This is a genomic window from Acetobacter tropicalis, from assembly GCF_030644465.1.
GTDB classification, from domain to species: domain Bacteria; phylum Pseudomonadota; class Alphaproteobacteria; order Acetobacterales; family Acetobacteraceae; genus Acetobacter; species Acetobacter tropicalis.
Window position 1 is genome coordinate 3,515,962 of record NZ_JAUYUW010000001.1, and the last position, 16,818, is coordinate 3,532,779.

Consider the following 16,818-nt stretch of genomic DNA (forward strand, 5'->3'; position numbering starts at 1 on the left):
GCCTTATGAAACTTGAGGTTTCATATCTTTTCGTTCGCCACAAATATGGGCGGTTTTTTGTTAATCAGGGTAGAGAAAAGCTTTCCCCTATGTCACAAGGCTTCCCGCAAATCATTTTCACGCACCGTTCATGCGGAGATCCCAATACGTGCTGATACTGTTATATGCCTATTAAGTCAGAAAATAATTTGCCGAAAGGGGCCGTATTCCTCCTACTTACAGGGCTTGTTTTTAATAGTCCTGCGCTCGCTTCCTCTTGCCCTGAACTGTTTGCAAAAGGGCTTGCGCCTCATCTTATGGCAGAAGGCATTTATGGCGGGACCACTCTTTTATGTAATGGATATTACGCGGTTCTGGCTTCTGACTATACACACGGGCCGTTGTGGTCGGCCGAAGATCTGACAGAAGAAAATCTGGAAATTGCCGATCGCACGCAACGCCGGGGAAGTTTTTTTCCTGATAATCGGCTTCCTGCCTCCATGCAATCTAGTCCACGCGATTACGCCAATTCTCATTATGATCGCGGTCACATGACTCCCAGTGGCGATGAACCTGGCTTTGGAGCACAAAAAGAGAGTTTTTTACTATCGAACATTGTTCCCCAAACTCCTGAGCTCAATCGCAGAGCATGGGAAGGGGTGGAAAGCGCGGTCAGAGGCTGGGCAAGGGAAGAGGGTGAAATTTTTGTTGTGACGGGGCCAGGGTATGATCCCGATAAAACACAAACCATAGGCCCCAATCACATTCCCGTCCCAACAGTGATCTGGAAAGCGATTTATGATCCGGCGGCAAATTCAACCGGCGTTTATATTTGCCTGAATACATTTCATCCTACCTGCCGCATCACGTCTGTCACTACTCTCACACGCCTTGTAAATATTGATCCTTTCCCCGGCTTACCGGACTCTCTGAAAGATCATGTTTCAGCAATGCCTCCCATCAGGGAAAGCCCATACAGGCTGGCCAGACAAAATGGCACACGCAAACTGCTGAAAGAATGGGGAAAGAAATCGGTGCAGAAAGCACTGAGAGCGCTCATTCGTTCTCTGGTGCCGTAGCTGCTTGGCTGATTGCCACACATTCCGAAAGATAAACCTGATGCCGCCTCTTACTTCATCACGAGATAATAGAGAATAAACCGAGGCTAGTCCTCATCTCGTCTATCAAAGTGATCTGGTTTACCCTCACTCATCGCCCACTCGATCTGCAATCAGTGGGCCTGAAAGCACATACTTTTCTCTCGACGGACAAGAGGGCAAAACACGCTCGGTTGTTTCAGTAGGTAATCCCCCCATTTTTAGTGGGGCGTTGAATGAGAATTCAGGCAGCTGTTTTTAGTTTCTGGGCGGGGGTTAGCCCGCTGTTCCCCATGTTGGGTCTGTCATGATTATATGTCCAGAGCCATTGTGTTGCGACCTCCTGCACGTCCTGAATGCTTTCAAACAAATACTGCTCCAGCCATTCCTGCCGGACAGTTCTGTTGTAGCGTTCAATATAGGCGTTCTGCTGCGGATTACCCGGTTGCGTATAGATCAGGGTAATCCCCTGTTTTTCGGCCCATGAAACCAACGTATGACTGACATATTCAGGGCCATTATCCATTCGGATGGCTTCTGGCCTGCCACGCCACTCCATAACCTGTTCCAGACAGCGGACAACCCGACAGGCTGGCAGGGAAAAATCAACCTCGATCGCCAGTCCTTCACGATTGAAGTCATCCAGAATGTTCAGGAGCCGAAAAGCACGTCCATCCATCAGCCTGTCCGCCATAAAATCCATGGACCAGACCCTGTTGGGAAGGGCCGGAACCGACAGCTTTTCAGGCTTTTCGCGAACCAGACGCCTGCGGGGTTTAATCCGCAGGTTGAGTTCCTGTTCCCGATAGATCCGATAAACCCGCTTATGATTCCAGACATGTCCCTGCACATTGCGCAGATACAGGAAACACAGACCAAATCCCCATCTCCTGTGAGCCTGGGTCAGTCCCACAAGAAGATCGGCAATCCTGTCGTTCTCCGCTGCCAGTCGCGGACGATAGCGAAAGCAGGTCTCGGATATCCCAAAAATCCGACAGGCCAGCGCAATGCTGACCCTATGATGCGCCACAGCTTGTGCGGCCAGTTCCCGGCGCTGGGCTGGCCGCTTCATTTTTTTCCAAGGGCTTCCTTCAGGATATCCGTCTGCATGCTCAGATCCGCATACATGCGCTTCAGCCGACGGTTCTCCTCTTCCAGAGCCTTCATCTGACTGATCATCGAAGCATCCATGCCGCCATATTTCGCGCGCCACCGGTAAAACGTGGCGTTGCTAATCCCATGCTCCCGGCACAGGTCAGGAACCGGGACACCGCCCTCAGCCTGGCGGATCACACCCATGATCTGGGCGTCAGTAAAGCGATCACTCTTCATCAGAATCTCCTCAATTCTTACGCTGAGAAAATTCTCATTCAAAAGCCACTCTTTTTATGGGGGGATTACCAGTAAACGAACTGTTTGGCGTGGTGCTTCATGATGACTATAAGCAAATATCATCTGGAGCCGCGAGGAGAGAATGAGCGTATTTTCCACATTTTTGGGTCGGTATTGTGATCGCTACTTTCAGATATCTGCTCGTGGTTCCAGTTTCTGGAAAGAGGTGCTGGCGGGGGTAACCACCTTCGGGGCCATGGCTTATATTATGGCTGTTAATCCGGACATTCTCTCCGCTGCAGGTCTGGACCGGCATGATATGGTTATGACGACAATTGCCTCGGCAGTTATAGGTTCCCTTATCATGGCTTTATGGGCCAACCTGCCGATTGCCTTGGCTCCTGCCATGAGCAGCAATGTTATTTTTGCTCAAGTTGTAGTCATTCGTATGGGGGTGCCTCCTGCGGTTGCGTTTACCATGGTGCTGCTGGGCGGGTTGGCGTTCTTAACACTTTCCTTGACGCAATGGCGGCAGAGAATAGTCAAGGCGTTTCCTGTTCCGGTTCGTCTAGGTATCCATTTTGCCATTGGCGCATTCATTGCACATATCGGAATGGTAACTGGCGGGCTGGCCATCAAAGGAAACGATGGGCTGGCTTTCGGTCATTTGGCTGATCCTGCCGTTATTCTGGGCATTGCCGGACTGTTTCTCGCGGCATTTCTACGCTGGTCCCGCGTTCCGGCAGCCATGCTGATTGTGATTGCAGTTGTTACCCTTATCGGATGTTTTGTGCCGCATGGCTCAGGGAAGGTTACTCAACTGCCAACGCACTGGATGGACTGGCCGCATTATCCTGTTCACATGCTTTTCCCTTATGATTTCAAAGGGTTTTTCTCTCATTTTTTTCTTGTTCTGCCCGTAACCTTATATTTTTTTCTTGGCGATTTTTTTGACGCGACCGGAACGATGATGGCGGTTATTCAAAGGTCCGGCCTCAAAGACAAAGAAGGGCAGCCTCTGTTGGGACGAGATGCTTTTGCTGCCGATGCCACAGCGAGCATTGTCGGTTCAGCCCTTGGAACATCTACCGTGTCAGCCTATCTGGAATCTCTTGTAGGGGTGGAAGAAGGCGGAAAAACTGGGCTGGTAGGTATAACGGTTGCACTTCTTTTTGCGCTCTCCTCCCTGTTCTGGCCACTGATCACATCCGTGCCTGCCGTTGCAACGGCTCCTATTCTGATACTGGTGGGGCTAGGGATGCTCAGCGGCTTGACTGATCTGAAAACTCTCTCTGCACGAGAACAGATTATACCGCTCCTGATGGTGCTGATTACCGTCATGACGGGAGATTTCATGGTCAGCCTGGCTCTCGGGCTTTTGTTGTTCACATTTTTGGCTCTGGCGACCAAACGCTGGCAAGACATAACCATCATGTTGCTGGTGTTGGATGCTGTGTTTGTAACTTACCTTGTTCTTTCGTCAGGAATGGGCTGAAAAAAAACGACGCAGGTGAGAGGAAGCGCCTGCGTCTCCTTCAGCGGCCTGCCCGGAGATTTTCCCGCTATAAATTCAGCAATTCATGAGTCTCTTTTTTATGCAGGGGAGAAGGGTTGCAACCCTTCTTGCTTGTATGCAAGATTGTACGCGTGCCGTAACAAGCTACATGAATAGCCGGAGTTGTGACTGTATGACATCTCGCGAAACACCTTTCTCCACGCCTGTAGGTGTGGCTCAATATGGTGGGGCCCGAGCAGTCAAACGGTGTGACACGCTCGGCATAGCCCCTTATTCCGAAGAGGAAGGTGGGCTCTTCCGCCCGTATTTAAGTAACGCTTATCGGGAAACCGTACAGTGTGTCTCTGTCTGGATGAAAGAAGCGGGCATGACCACCAGACAGGACGCGGCAGGCAACCTTGTTGGACGATATGAAGGCAGCCTACCGGGCGCCCCCGCGCTTCTTATCGGCTCCCATCTTGATAGTGTTCGGAATGCAGGCCGTTATGATGGCCCGCTGGGCGTGATGCTTGGCATTGAAGCTGTAGACTACCTTTCCGCACACAAAAAGCGCCTCCCTTTTGCTGTGGAAGTTATCGGGTTTGGAGATGAAGAAGGGTCACGCTTTCCGGTATCCATGCTGACTTCTCGCGCTGTAGCCGGACTTATTCCAACGCCCCCCGATATCCTGAGAGATGCCACCGGGATAACTTTGCAAGAGGCTCTGGGAGCAGAAGGATTTCTTCTTGAAGAGTTCCCGAAAGCGGCCCGCAACAAAAAAGATGTGCTGGCCTATTTTGAAGCCCACATTGAGCAGGGACCGGTTCTGGAATCTGAAAACCGTGCAGTAGGGGCTGTAACGGCCATTGCTGCACAATATCGCTTTCTGATCAGCATCCATGGTTTTGCCGGACACGCAGGCACAATGCCAATGCATTTGCGGCAAGATGCGCTGGCGGCAGCGGCAGAATCCATGTTGGCGATTGAGGCCATTGCCCTGCAAAAAGCAGGTGATCTTGTCGCCACTGTGGGACGCCTGGACGTTACTCCCGGCGTCCCAAACGTTGTTCCTGGAGATGTTGTTTTCACGCTGGATATTCGCTCGGGCACGGAGAGTATCAGAAACGAGGCAGCAGACACCATCCGAGTTGCCTTAAATGACATTGCAAAAAAACGACATGTCGAACTCAGCATGGAATTGCAGCAGGATTTACCCGCAACTCCATGCGATCCCGCACTAACTGAGGCGCTAAGTGAGGCAATAGAGAAGGTAACTGGGGGTTCGGCACGCAAACTGGTCAGCGGTGCTGGGCATGACGCCATGGTGATGGCTGCGCTGGCTCCCGTATGCATGTTGTTTGTGCGGTGTGAAAAAGGCATCAGCCACAATCCTGCCGAAGCCGTGACGGCAGCCGATGTGGAAAGTGCCTTTCAGGTCATGATTAATTTTATTGAAAGCTATGCAGACTCATGCTCTGCACGACAGGAGAAAATGGCGTAATGGCACAGAATCTGTTTGGTCAGATTGATCCGCCCCAGCGGCTATTAATGGGGCCTGGGCCTGTTAACGCACACCCGCGTGTGCTCCGGGCTATGGCTGCTGACATGCTGGGGCAGTTTGACCCGGAAATGACAGCCTACATGAATGAAACCATGGAGCTGTATCGACAGGTTTTCATGACAGAAAACCGCTGGACTTTTCTGGTTGATGGCACTGCACGAGCAGGGATTGAGGCTGCTCTTGTTTCCTTGGTAGAGCCGGGGGCCAAACTACTGATTGTACGTGCCGGCCGTTTTGGCCTTCTGCTTTCAGAAATTGCACAGCGCATCGGGGCTGAAATCTGCACATTGGATCTGCCCTGGGGTGAAGTTGCTACACTGGAGCAAATTGAAAACGCGTTAATCGAGCATAAACCGCAGGTTTTTGCCTGCATCCATGGAGACACCTCTACCACCATGGCTCAGCCTCTGGCCGGGGTAGGGGAGCTTTGCCGCAAATATGGTGTAATATCTTACGCAGATGCTACCGCCACGCTTGGGGGCATGGCGGTAGAGACCGATGCATGGGGCATTGATGTGGTTTCTGGCGGCCTGCAGAAATGCATGGGAGGACCTCCCGGATCTGCTCCCATCACAATTTCCGATCGGGCCGCAGAGCATATTATGGCGCGCAAGCACGTAGAAGCTGGCATCCGAGGCGCAGATGCACTGGATGGGAACCGACCGCGCATTGTCTCTAACTATTTTGATCTCGCCATGGTAATGGATTACTGGTCTGAAAAACGTCTGAACCACCATACCGAAGCAACAACCATGCTTTATGGCGCGCGGGAAGCGGCACGGATTATGCTGGAAGAAGGGTTGGAACCGCGTTTTGCCCGCCATACAGCCGCCAGCACCGCCATGGTTGCCGGAGCCCGCGCGCTGGATCTGAACGTGTTCGGAAACGATAGCTATCGGATGACCAACGTGACCGGCATCTGGATCCCGGAAGGGGTTCATGGCGAAAATGTGCGGATGCGGATGCGGGACGATTTTGGAATTGAAATCGGCACAGCATTTGGGCCTTTGGCTGGGAAAATCTGGCGGATTGGCGCAATGGGCTACAATGCCGTCAAGCATAAGGTCTTACTGACACTTGCCGCTCTTGAAGTCTGCCTCGCTGCTGAAGGGCATAAAGCTCAGAGGGGCGCTGGGGTAGATGCTGCCCTTGCAGAATATTCCTGAAGGTCATTTTTATATCAGTATCTTGCGATAGGAGGGCAGATTGAGCGAACAGGACCACATTGCAAACGATCTGCAGGTGCTCGCGCGCCAGATTGATCTGACTATTCCTGCTGACTGTGTAGCCGGTGTTGCAGCCAATACGCAGTTATTGCGTGGTTATGTTAATCTGATTTGTGGCATGACTTTGCCTGATACCTGCCCTCCTGCCTATGAGTATCGGCCATAAGCATGTCCATTTCCTCCCTAGCACAAAGCATTCAGAGCGGTAGAGTTTCAGCATTTCAGCATTGCGCAGAAACCCTACAGCGCCTGAAAGAACGAGATGGAGCCTACAATTCCGTCACCCGAATTCTCGAATCTCGTGCGTTGGACGCAGCCAGAAAGGTAGATGCGCGGATCGCCAAAAGAGAGTCTGTAGGGCCGTTGGCGGGAGTGCCATTTGGCGTGAAAGATCTGTTCGATCTGGAAGGCCATGTTACCACTGCGGGTTCAGTCGTTCTGAATGACACCCCACCAGCCAGACGCGATGCCGAGGTTGTGCAGCGTCTATGTGCAGCTGGAGCCATTCCTGTCGCATCTCTCAATATGGATGAATTTGCATATGGGTTCGCAACAGAGAATGCTCATTATGGAACAACCCGTAACCCACATGACACGCAAAGACTGGCAGGGGGCTCTTCTGGTGGCTCAGCAGCAGCGGTAGCCGCTAATCTTCTTCCTTTCACCTTAGGGTCAGATACCAACGGTTCCATCCGTGTTCCTGCATCGCTGTGCGGTGTATGGGGGTTAAGGCCAACACAAGGACTTCTTCCGTTGGCGGGGGTTTATCCCTTTGCAAGTAGCCTGGATGTTATTGGTCCGTTCGCACAAAATGTTGCCGATATCCGTTCCGTCAGCGAAGTGCTTATTGGCCATTCCCTCGCTTATGAGGAGGATACCTCGCAACTCTCCGTGGGAATACTGGATGGCTGGTTTGCTCAGGATCTGAGTGAAGGGGTAAAAGCGGGTATTAGGGCTATTGGAAGTGCCTGCCTACACACAAAAACGGTTACGTTGCCAGAGGTTGCACGTGCGCGGGCTGCGTCTTTTGTTATTACGGCTGCAGAAGGTGGCAATCTGCACTTGGGACGCCTGAAGACTACCCCCATGGCGTACGACCCTGCAACACGAGACCGATTGATGGCGGGCGCATTGCTTCCGTCAGCGGCGGTTATTCAGGCGCAGCGCGTGCGAAACTGGTTCCGGGATATTATGCACCAGACTTTCAAAAAGGTGGATATTCTTGTGGCACCTGCAACGGTTGGCCCCGCGCCCCGCTTAGATCAACCGACCATTATGGTGGGCGGAAAGGCCGTTTCCGCTCGCGCTAACCTTGGGCTCTTCACCCAACCCTTGAGTTTGGCGGGTATGCCGGTTCTTTCCGCTCCTCTGGCTCCACAGAACACAGACAACTCGGCTCTACCGCTAGGCGTTCAATTTATTGCAGCGCCAGGAAAAGAAAGTATTCTTCTAGCATTTGCTGAAATGCTAGAACGAAAAGGCCTGCTAGGCTTCCCTCCTGTAACGGCTGGGAATTAAGCCTGATGTTGCACACACCGCGCTCCTTGCGAGGAATGGTAACATCCCCGCATCATTTGGCCAGCCAAGCCGGGTTGGATATTTTAAAAGAGGGCGGGTCTGCTATAGAAGCGGTGGTGGCCACTGCCGCCGCTTTGGCCGTCGTTTATCCGCACATGACCGCTATTGGAGGGGATGCCTTCTGGCTGATCTGTTGGCCTGATGGGCGAGTGGAAACCATAGATGCCTGTGGGGCAGCCGCGGCAAAAGCCGATCTGGCATTATACAGGAACGCCGGTTACCAGAACGTGCCATGGCGCGGAGGGCTTGCCGCCAATACAGTTGCAGGAACTGTTGGAGGCTGGGGGACGGCCTTACAGCTTGCGCAAGATGCGGCATGTAGTGCAAAAAACGGTCTTCCTTTAGAGCGGCTGCTGGAAGACGCAATCTGGTATGCTGAACAGGGAGTGCCTGTCACGGAAGGTGGGGCAGGCGTAGCAGCTGCCAAATCTGCTGAACTGAAAGACATCTATGGCTATGCTGAGGTGTTTGAACCACAGGGGCAGCCGCTCCAGAAGAACGACATTCTCAAAAATCCCGCCTTGGCAGAGACATTAAAGCGTATCGCTCAGGAAGGAACAGGGAGCTTTTACACTGGCGCACTCGCCCGTGATATTGCTCAAGATCTGACGCGGGCAGGCAGCCCACTTTCCATGATGGATCTGGCCTCCCATAAAACCTCTATCAGGCCACCGTTGTCAGTGCAGATCAAGGGCGCTACGCTGTACAATATGGCCCCTCCTACACAGGGCATCGCCTCCCTTCTTATTCTGGCGCTATTTGACAAGTTGAAAGCGGATCAGCCTGATAGCTTTGAGCATATTCATGGTTTGGTGGAGGCCACAAAGCAGGCGTTTCGATATCGGGATACGCATGTAGGAGACCCTGCCTTCATGAGTGTGGAGGCGCAAGACTTCCTGAACGACCCTGCCGAACTGACGCGAATGGCTTCGGCCATTGATCCTCTGAGAGCTGCCCCGTGGCCTTATCCCTCACAAGCCGGAGATACGGTATGGATGGGAGCCATTGACGGAAATGGTGTGGCTGTCAGCATGATCCAGAGCACCTATTTTGAATTTGGCTCCGGTGTTGTTCTCCCCCAGACAGGTATTGTCTGGCAGAATAGAGGCGCCAGTTTTCGTCTGGCGGAAGACGGATGGAATGCCCTAAAGCCCGGACGTAAACCTTTCCACACACTCAATCCGGCTGCCGCACGCTTCACGGATGGACGGACAATGGTGTACGGAACCATGGGGGGAGAAGGGCAGCCACAAACGCAGGCAGCACTTTTCAGCCGTTATGCGCGATATGATATCGGTTTGCAGGAAGCCATAACAGCGCCCCGCTGGCTACTTGGCCGCACATGGGGGGATGAGAGCGTCACGCTAAAATATGAAGACCGGTTTGACCCGGCCGTTATTGCTCAGTTGGGGGCGGCTGGACACGCCATTGAACGTATGGCCCCGTTCACCTCCTTGATGGGACATGCGGGCGCTCTGGTTCGCCATGCAAATGGTGTTCTGGAAGGCGCGACAGACCCTAGAAGTGATGGGGTGGTTGCAGCCTGGTAATTACGGCCTGAAACTCTGAGCGTTGAATGCTTTGAAGGAACCGCGTTAAGCCACTTTTTTAAAAGCGCTCGACAAAAAAATGCTCCACTTCAGAAATAATCAGGCGGGCCGCCATGGAGAGTTGACGCGAACGATCAACACAGAGTGCCAGCGTGATGGGAGAAAGCTTTTTATTGCGCAGTGGGACAAAAGAGAGCTGGCCTTTCTGGATTTCGTCATATGCGTCGAGATAGCTTAGAATACCTATTCCCACTCCTTCGCTGACCAGTGACTTGATCATCTGAATATTATCCGCACGGGCAATGGCCTGAATTCTCATGCCCGTTTCAGCTTCCAGAAGCTCCAGAGGACGCCACAATGCCAACGGAGCAGATGGGACGACGACAGGATATTCAGCGCAAAGACTGAAATATGCCTCCTTCATAGCTGCCACGGGGTGATCAGGCAGAGTAATAAACCCAAGGGGCACTTCTTTGTGCGCCCGCACAAACAATTCCCGCATGTGACCGGGATTAAACATGAGAGCAAAATCGGCCTCTCCGTTCACCAGTATCTCCCCCATGTCCCTACTGGTCCGGACGTGAATATTGACTGTAATACCGGGGTGGGTTTCTCTCAGTTTTCCAAGAACTGCCGGAATGAACCCTTTGGTCAGGGCATCAGGGATCACAATATCAGCGGACCCCTGCCGCAAGCCTTTCAGGTTGTCGATCTGGGTTGTCAGGGCGGCCATATCCCGGGTCCATCGACGGCAGGACGTCAGCAACAGTTCACCCGCGGTTGTTAACCGCAAACCAGTGGGAAGACGCTCGAACAGAAGCGTTCCCAGCGTTTTCTCTCCCTGAAGAATCTGCCGGTCTATCGCCGAAGCCGCAATATGCAGTTCATCCGATGCTTTGCGGATAGACCCCTGCTGTGCCACTGCCATAAAATACCGCAGAAAGCGCGAAAAGACCGGCATGATAGATGCTCTCATTTTGCGAACAGATTAGACTGATTTAAATCATATACAAGAACGGGAGGAATATGAAATTATTCTCTCAGTTTAACAGGGCTGCGTTGGTGTCAGTTCAGAGGATAACGATGGATGTCTTTTGCCAGAAAAACATGACCATGGAGGCATCGCCATCCTAGAGTGTTTTTCTGAAACAGGGCTCTGTCTTCTTTTCGCTTTTGTTTCCCTATCGTGCCGCTTTCTAATTAGGGCTCCATTATGAATCAGGTTTCTCCCTCTCTTGCCTTGCAGGAACTTGCCCAGCGGGTGCGTGCTGATCTGGCAAAAATCAGCTACGCGACCGGTAACTGGTGCCCAGAGATCAAACGCAATGGGGAAAAGGTGCTGGATGTCGCCATTATTGGGGGCGGACAGGGAGGCCTTGCAACAGCCTTTGGGCTACGCCGTCGGGGCATTCCCAACACCATGATTTATGATAAGGCTGAGCGAGGAGAAGAGGGGCCTTGGGTTACGTTTGCTCGTATGCTCACTCTACGGACCCCCAAACACGTAACTGGACCGGACCTGGGCATCCCCAGCCTGACACCGCAATCATGGTACGAAGCGCGCTATGGGGCGAGCGCTTGGCAAAATCTCGATAAAATCTCCCGTCAGGACTGGCAGGGCTATCTTGACTGGGTAAGAGACACGCTGGAACTACCCGTAAAAAATGACCACAAGCTGGTCGATATGGGCTGGGAAGACGGCCTGCTGCGGCTTGTTTTTGAACACAGTGACGGTCAATTGTCCCATCAATGGGCTCGTAAGGTTGTGCTTGCGACCGGCATTGAAGGCGGTGGCGCATGGCATGTGCCTGATTTCATTTCCAAAAAAATCTCATCACGCCGATATGCACACACTTGCCAGACCATTGATTTCGCCGCCCTGAGCGGCAAGCGCATTGGCGTGCTTGGGGCTGGCGCCTCTGCTTTTGATAATGCAGCTACGGCTCTGGAAAATGGCGCTGCCAGCGTTGATCTTTGCCTGCGGCGGCAAAAAATCCCGACTGTCAACCCGTATCGGTGGATGGAGAACGCGGGGTTCCTGAGTTACTTTGCTGATCTGCCAGATCTGACACGCTGGCGCTTCATGCGGAAGATTTATGATCTCAATCAACCGCCGCCGCAGGATACCTTCTGGCGCTGCCGCAAACATGAAAATTTTGCCTTTCACACCGGCACGCCATGGCTTTCAGTCAAAGAAAAAGGTGACGAGGTTATTGTAACCACACCACAAGGGGAAATAACGTTTGACTTCCTGATTATTGGCACGGGTTTTGTTATTGATCTGACCCGCAGACCAGAACTGCGCCTCATTGCCGAGAAGATACAACTGTGGCGAGACACATTTGAAGCACCACAGGGAGAAGACAATACTCTTCTTGGCAGCCACCCTTATCTCGGGAAACATTTTCAGTTTCTTCCTCGTGATAAAGCCGATCCCCTTACGCCGATGATGGGGGCCATTCACAATTTCACATTCGGGGCCATGCCAAGTATGGGTCTGTCTGGCGCATCTATTAGCGGCATGCGGTTTGGGGTGGAACGCCTAACCCAAGGCATTGGTCGTGATCTGTTCCTGACGGACGGAGACAAGCAGCTTCAGAGCCTTCTGGATTATAATACAGATGAATTGATCAGTCTGGACCCACCAGTTGCCGCTGAATAATGCCAGGAACAAGACAAGCCATGCTCCCTTATCCCCGTGATATGATTGGCTACGGGCCAACTCCTCCAGACCCCAAATGGCCCGGAGGGGCACGTATCGCCGTTCAGTTCGTTGTCAATTATGAAGAAGGTGCGGAAAACTGCATCCTGCACGGTGACAAAGGGTCTGAAGCTTTCCTTTCTGAAATGGTCGGCACGAAGCCGATTATCGGTGCCCGCTGCATGCAGATGGAAAGCTTGTATGAATATGGTAGCCGGGCCGGGTTCTGGCGGCTGCATAGGCTTTTTGAAAAAGTAGGATTTCGTCCCACTGTTTTTGGAGTTGCGAAGGCTCTGGCGCGCAACCCTGAAGCCGTTGCCGCCATGAAGCGGAGTGAGTGGGAAATTGCATCACACGGGCTTCGTTGGATCGACTACCAAGATATTCCGGAAGAAATTGAACGCGCCCATATCCGTGAAGCCATTGCGTTACATACAGAAGTAACGGGTGAGCGCCCCTTAGGTTGGTATCAGGGGCGAACCAGCCCCAATACGGCCCGTTTGATCGTAGAGGAAGGCGGATTTGTTTATGACGCAGATTCCTACGCGGATGATCTGCCGTATTACAATCGCCAATATGGCCGCCCTCAATTGATTGTGCCGTATACGCTGGATGTGAATGACATGAAATTTGCTGCCCTGAACGGTTTTACCGAGGGCGAACAGTTCTTTCACTACATGCGTGATAATTTCGACATGCTTTACCGAGAAGGTGGGCGCATGATGTCTATCGGTCTCCATTGCCGCCTAGCCGGAAAGCCGGCACGGGCATTGGCCGTGGCCCGTTTTCTTGAGCATGTAAAAGCACATGCTGACGTGTGGGTTGCTACCCGGTTGGAGATTGCACAGCATTGGCAGAAGGTTTATCCGGCATGACACTTGATGACGTGAATGCCCTTACACCGCCAGCCTTTGTTTCAGAGTTTGGTGACATTTATGAGCATTCCCCCTGGATTGCAGAGAAGGCTGAAAAAGAACGTCCTTTCTCCAGTCTTTCAGCGATGGAAGCAGTATTCTCACGGATTATCAAACAAGCTGACCAAAACGCAAAACATACGCTTGTATGCGCACACCCCGAGCTTGGACATCGGGCCGGAATTGACCCGGCCTTAAGCGAAGAGTCTGCTCACGAACAGGGCGGTGCTGGTTTGGACAAGCTGACACCAGAAGAATATGAACGTTTTCAAACCCTGAATACCGCCTATCGGGCCAAGTTTGACATGCCGTTTGTCATCTGCGTCCGCAAAGCGGGGAAAGCTCCTAAAACGGTAATCCTTGAAGCAATGAACCGTCGCCTGAAGAGCTCAACACAAGATGAACTGACTGAAGCCTTGGCACAAATCGATACTATCGCTTCATTACGGTTGCGGGATAAGGTGCAAGGATGAGTTCACTTTCCACACACGTGCTGGATACAGTTTCTGGCCGTCCAGCATCCGGGGTCGTATTCCGCCTTCTCTCTTCGGGAAAGGTGTTGTTTTCAGGCAAAACAGATCAGGACGGGCGCTGCCCTGAATTACGCTCGCTGCCTCTTACAAAGGGCCTCTATCTCCTTGAATTCGATATAGGCGACTATTTTCGTTCTCAAGGGCAACAACTGGCCGATCCACCTTTTCTGGATAGAGTGCCTGTTGCGTTTGGCTTGAGCGAAGAAGGGCATGCTCATGTGCCTTTGCTGGCCGCTCCCTACAGCTATTCTACTTATCGAGGGAGTTAATCTGTGAGCTCTGTCAGAACCCCTTCAAAAGCAATACATCCGGTAGATGAAATCCTGCCTGTGTGGCAGCTTGGCGTGTACGGCTTTCAACATGTTCTGACATTTTATGCCGCGGCTGTTATTGTCCCCATTCTGGTGGCAGGTGCTCTAGGGTTATCGCATGAAACGCTCGAGCATCTGATTGAGGCAGATCTCTTCACCTGCGGGATCGCTTCTCTTTTACAGGCCGTGGGGATTGGAAATATAGGGGTACGATTACCGCTGCTACAGGGGGTAACTTTTGTTGCCGTCATGCCGATGATTGCAATTGGCACCGCAGCTGGGGGCGGCATTGCCGGACTTCAACAGATTTTTGGCTCTGTTATTGTCGCGGGAATTTTTTCCTACTTTCTGGCCCCCCATTTTTCCAGATTGATTCGTTTTTTCCCACCTGTTGTAACGGGGTCTGTTATTCTGATCATCGGTCTGGCACTCCTGCCTGTTGCCGCCAATGATATTGTGGCTGGACGTGGCACCACCACAATGCAAGACCCAGTTCAATTGCGGAACGTGGCCTATGGATTAGGAACGCTATTCTGTATTCTTGGAATTCAGAAATTTTTCCGCGGCTTTATTGGGACCATCGCTATTCTGCTCGGGCTTATCTGCGGAACATTGGTTGCGTGGATGCTGGGAGATGCGCAGTTTCAGGATGTTTCTGCGGCTCCTTTGCTCACCATTGCTCGGCCCTTCTACTTTGGTCTGCCCAGTTTCCACATTGTGCCAATTTTTTCCATGATCATTGTCATGATCATTTCAATGCTGGAAACCACAGGCGATGTGTTCGCAACAGGGGCTATTGTCAAACGCCCTATCTCAGAAAAAGATATTGCTCGCGCCATTCGTGCTGACGGGCTAGCCACAACTATAGGCGGAATTCTCAATTCTTTTCCCTACACCTGTTTTGCTGAAAACGTAGGGCTGGTACGTCTCACGCAGATCAAGAGCAGATGGGTGGTTGCCGCAGCGGCTCTGATCATGATCGTGTTGGGCTGTATTCCCAAACTGGCTGCTATCATGGCCTGTGTTCCTCTGCCTGTTCTAGGTGGAGCAGCCTTGTCCATGTTTGCAACAGTGGCCGTTGTGGGTATTCAAACCCTGACACAAGTTGATTTTGACAACCAGAACAACATGATCATTGTGGGCACAAGTGTTGGCTTGGGAATGCTGGCCACAGCACAACCTCATATTGCAGACAATTTTCCACATTGGGCGCAAATCGTGTTTGGAAGCGGCATTACGCTTGGTTCAATGTCAGCCATGGTGCTTCATTTGATTTTCAATCACTTCAAGGCAGAGAAAATTCAAACCTCTGTCCTGGAAACACATGAAACACACATCACGGCAGAGGCTGAGTTCGCCTCCTATACGCACAAAGACTATTAAGGCATTGTGTCTGGATGAGATGAGGCAGCATCTGCCATGGAGAGCGCATGAAAATTTCTGCTAATCAAATCAAGAGTTGCATGCGCGGCGGCTGAAAGTTGCCGTTGCGTATTGTGGGTGAGCGCAAAGCAAAGAGGTTTTATATCACTTTGCGTAATCCTGACAAAACAGAGTTCTCCTGATTTCTCCTCATCAATCACATCCGCCTGTGTCAGCAAGGCAACGCCAAGGCCGCTCCTTACCAACGCCTTGATGCTAACAATGCGATTACATGAAAACGCAGGTTTTATCTCAACATTCTGTGTAAGCAGACCCTCCCGGATAGCTGCCCCCACCGCCAGCGTTGCATCAGGAACAATAAGGCGGCTTCCCAGAACGTGAGTTAGTCTGGTTTCCTTCCAAGCAGCCAATGGATGATCTGGTCGCACAACAAACCCGATCGGTGCCTGGAGGGTTGAAACCACACGAACGCGACGTGATGACTTTTCTGAGTCGAGAAGAGAGATTCCAAAGTCTACTTCGTTACGAGAGACGCTCTGCCATATGGATTTGAAATCCATAGTTTTGACGGAAAACTCTACGCGCGGATAATCTTTGCTAATCTCTGATAAGATATCGGGTATAAACCGGTCACTGACAGCTTCCACAACCGCCATTGTTACCAGCCCTCCATGCAGTCCAGATAGAGCGCTAAGGCGTGTCTGAAAAGCTTCAAAATCTCGCTTTCCACCACGGATGGTCGCAAGCAACAGTTCTCCTGCACTTGTCAGGCTTAAGCCGGTGCTGTGGCGGTGAAACAGGAGGGTACCCATTTCCTGTTCCACCGCCAAAATCTGACGGTTAACCGCAGATGGAGAGACATTCAGAACATTGGCTGCCTGCCGAATTGACCCTGCCTGTGCAACCATTTCAAAATAGATGGCAAAGCGGGAAAGAGTAAAAACGCGACCTGAGTTTCGCATAGGGTTCATGCCTCTATCCTGAGAGCTTTCTTCCTAAGGCATGTGTCGACAAAAACGCAACGGCGCGTCGTATTCTTTCTGTTGGACGGAAGCGTTGTTTTTTGGGATTCTATCGCTACCTGCCGCACAGAGACGTTCCGCCAACCCGATCAGCTTTCAATACCGAGCGGATTATAAGCCTGTAAGCAAATCAGAG

The 16,818-nt window shown here is 51.9% G+C and carries 15 protein-coding genes and 1 pseudogene; 12 read left to right on the plus strand and 4 right to left on the minus strand.

Annotation, left to right across the window (positions count from 1 at the left end; all coding sequences use genetic code 11):
- The first annotated feature begins 296 nt into the window (after positions 1-296).
- Positions 297-1,058 (plus strand): DNA/RNA non-specific endonuclease, encoded by a 762-nt coding sequence (locus QWU00_RS15785; protein WP_231551637.1) that lies wholly within the window; start codon positions 297-299, stop codon positions 1,056-1,058.
- Between the two features lie 262 nt (positions 1,059-1,320).
- Here QWU00_RS15785 and QWU00_RS15790 read toward each other — a convergent pair.
- A protein-coding gene (locus tag QWU00_RS15790; RefSeq protein WP_150395605.1) for an IS3 family transposase occupies positions 1,321-2,408 on the minus strand; the annotation gives its coding sequence in 2 pieces (ribosomal slippage) (positions 1,321-2,147 and positions 2,147-2,408; 1,089 coding nt in all).
- A gap of 142 nt (positions 2,409-2,550) precedes the next feature.
- Between QWU00_RS15790 and QWU00_RS15795 the strand changes: the two genes are divergently transcribed.
- The 6 genes from QWU00_RS15795 to QWU00_RS15820 all read left to right on the plus strand — a co-directional run bounded on the left by QWU00_RS15795 (position 2,551) and on the right by QWU00_RS15820 (position 9,818).
- A complete protein-coding gene (locus QWU00_RS15795) occupies positions 2,551-3,903 on the plus strand; it encodes an NCS2 family permease (RefSeq protein ID WP_035379692.1) in 1,353 nt (450 codons plus the stop codon).
- Between the two features lie 193 nt (positions 3,904-4,096).
- Positions 4,097-5,404, plus strand: coding sequence for an allantoate amidohydrolase (locus QWU00_RS15800; RefSeq protein ID WP_052051301.1), 1,308 nt, complete (start codon positions 4,097-4,099; stop codon positions 5,402-5,404).
- Positions 5,404-6,630 (plus strand): pyridoxal-phosphate-dependent aminotransferase family protein, encoded by a 1,227-nt coding sequence (locus QWU00_RS15805; RefSeq protein WP_035379690.1) that lies wholly within the window; start codon positions 5,404-5,406, stop codon positions 6,628-6,630. The genes QWU00_RS15800 and QWU00_RS15805 overlap by 1 nt, the downstream gene beginning before the upstream one ends.
- Positions 6,631-6,670: 40 nt before the next feature.
- Positions 6,671-6,856: an AtzG-like protein gene (locus QWU00_RS15810; RefSeq protein WP_035379687.1), complete on the plus strand. Its 186-nt coding sequence runs from the start codon at positions 6,671-6,673 to the stop codon at positions 6,854-6,856.
- A 2-nt stretch (positions 6,857-6,858) separates the two neighbouring features.
- Complete coding sequence (locus QWU00_RS15815) at positions 6,859-8,208, plus strand: AtzE family amidohydrolase (protein WP_035379685.1); 1,350 nt, start codon at positions 6,859-6,861, stop codon at positions 8,206-8,208.
- Positions 8,209-8,213: 5 nt separating this feature from the next.
- Positions 8,214-9,818 carry a gamma-glutamyltransferase family protein gene (locus QWU00_RS15820; protein WP_035379682.1) on the plus strand — a complete coding sequence of 535 codons (1,605 nt, stop codon included), beginning with the start codon at positions 8,214-8,216 and terminating at the stop codon, positions 9,816-9,818.
- A gap of 58 nt (positions 9,819-9,876) precedes the next feature.
- Here the strand turns inward: QWU00_RS15820 and QWU00_RS15825 are convergent, their stop codons facing one another.
- Entirely contained in the window at positions 9,877-10,779 is a 903-nt protein-coding gene (locus tag QWU00_RS15825; protein ID WP_035379680.1) for a LysR family transcriptional regulator, read from the minus strand.
- Positions 10,780-11,031: 252 nt separating this feature from the next.
- Here QWU00_RS15825 and QWU00_RS15830 point away from each other — a divergent pair, with 252 nt between their 5' ends.
- Genes QWU00_RS15830 through QWU00_RS15850 form a run of 5 tightly spaced genes read left to right on the plus strand, consistent with a single transcriptional unit; the run spans position 11,032 to position 15,660 of the window.
- Positions 11,032-12,480, plus strand: coding sequence for an NAD(P)-binding domain-containing protein (locus QWU00_RS15830; protein WP_035379678.1), 1,449 nt, complete (start codon positions 11,032-11,034; stop codon positions 12,478-12,480).
- Between the two features lie 20 nt (positions 12,481-12,500).
- Positions 12,501-13,394, plus strand: a complete 894-nt coding sequence (puuE, locus tag QWU00_RS15835) for an allantoinase PuuE (protein WP_035379677.1) — start codon at positions 12,501-12,503, stop codon at positions 13,392-13,394.
- Positions 13,391-13,906, plus strand: a complete 516-nt coding sequence (gene uraD / locus QWU00_RS15840; protein WP_035379675.1) for a 2-oxo-4-hydroxy-4-carboxy-5-ureidoimidazoline decarboxylase — start codon at positions 13,391-13,393, stop codon at positions 13,904-13,906. Before puuE ends, uraD begins: the two co-directional genes overlap by 4 nt.
- A complete protein-coding gene (uraH, locus tag QWU00_RS15845; protein ID WP_035379673.1) occupies positions 13,903-14,235 on the plus strand; it encodes a hydroxyisourate hydrolase in 333 nt (110 codons plus the stop codon). The genes uraD and uraH overlap by 4 nt, the downstream gene beginning before the upstream one ends.
- 3 nt (positions 14,236-14,238) lie before the next feature.
- On the plus strand, positions 14,239-15,660 hold the full coding sequence (locus tag QWU00_RS15850; protein WP_035379671.1) for a nucleobase:cation symporter-2 family protein: 1,422 nt from the start codon (positions 14,239-14,241) through the stop codon (positions 15,658-15,660).
- On the opposite strand, the gene QWU00_RS15855 is transcribed toward QWU00_RS15850, so the two are convergent.
- Together QWU00_RS15855 and QWU00_RS16895 are read right to left on the minus strand one after the other, a co-directional pair.
- On the minus strand, positions 15,657-16,409 hold the full coding sequence (locus QWU00_RS15855) for a LysR substrate-binding domain-containing protein (protein ID WP_238706765.1): 753 nt from the start codon (positions 16,407-16,409) through the stop codon (positions 15,657-15,659). The genes QWU00_RS15850 and QWU00_RS15855 overlap by 4 nt on opposite strands.
- 15 nt (positions 16,410-16,424) lie before the next feature.
- Positions 16,425-16,631 (minus strand): annotated as a pseudogene (locus QWU00_RS16895) (LysR family transcriptional regulator); the annotation flags it as partial.
- Positions 16,632-16,818: the final 187 nt, after the last annotated feature.

Bases quoted from the DNA above. Each gene is read 5' to 3' on its own strand.
- QWU00_RS15785 (WP_231551637.1), top strand. From the start codon at position 297: ATGGCAGAAGGCATTTATGGCGGGACCACTCTTTTATGTAATGGATAT.
- QWU00_RS15795 (WP_035379692.1), top strand. From the start codon at position 2,551: ATGAGCGTATTTTCCACATTTTTGGGTCGGTATTGTGATCGCTACTTT.
- QWU00_RS15800 (WP_052051301.1), top strand. From the start codon at position 4,097: ATGACATCTCGCGAAACACCTTTCTCCACGCCTGTAGGTGTGGCTCAA.
- QWU00_RS15805 (WP_035379690.1), top strand. From the start codon at position 5,404: ATGGCACAGAATCTGTTTGGTCAGATTGATCCGCCCCAGCGGCTATTA.
- QWU00_RS15815 (WP_035379685.1), top strand. From the start codon at position 6,859: ATGTCCATTTCCTCCCTAGCACAAAGCATTCAGAGCGGTAGAGTTTCA.
- QWU00_RS15820 (WP_035379682.1), top strand. From the start codon at position 8,214: ATGTTGCACACACCGCGCTCCTTGCGAGGAATGGTAACATCCCCGCAT.
- QWU00_RS15825 (WP_035379680.1), bottom strand. From the start codon at position 10,779: ATGCCGGTCTTTTCGCGCTTTCTGCGGTATTTTATGGCAGTGGCACAG.
- QWU00_RS15830 (WP_035379678.1), top strand. From the start codon at position 11,032: ATGAATCAGGTTTCTCCCTCTCTTGCCTTGCAGGAACTTGCCCAGCGG.
- puuE (WP_035379677.1), top strand. From the start codon at position 12,501: ATGCTCCCTTATCCCCGTGATATGATTGGCTACGGGCCAACTCCTCCA.
- uraD (WP_035379675.1), top strand. From the start codon at position 13,391: ATGACACTTGATGACGTGAATGCCCTTACACCGCCAGCCTTTGTTTCA.
- uraH (WP_035379673.1), top strand. From the start codon at position 13,903: ATGAGTTCACTTTCCACACACGTGCTGGATACAGTTTCTGGCCGTCCA.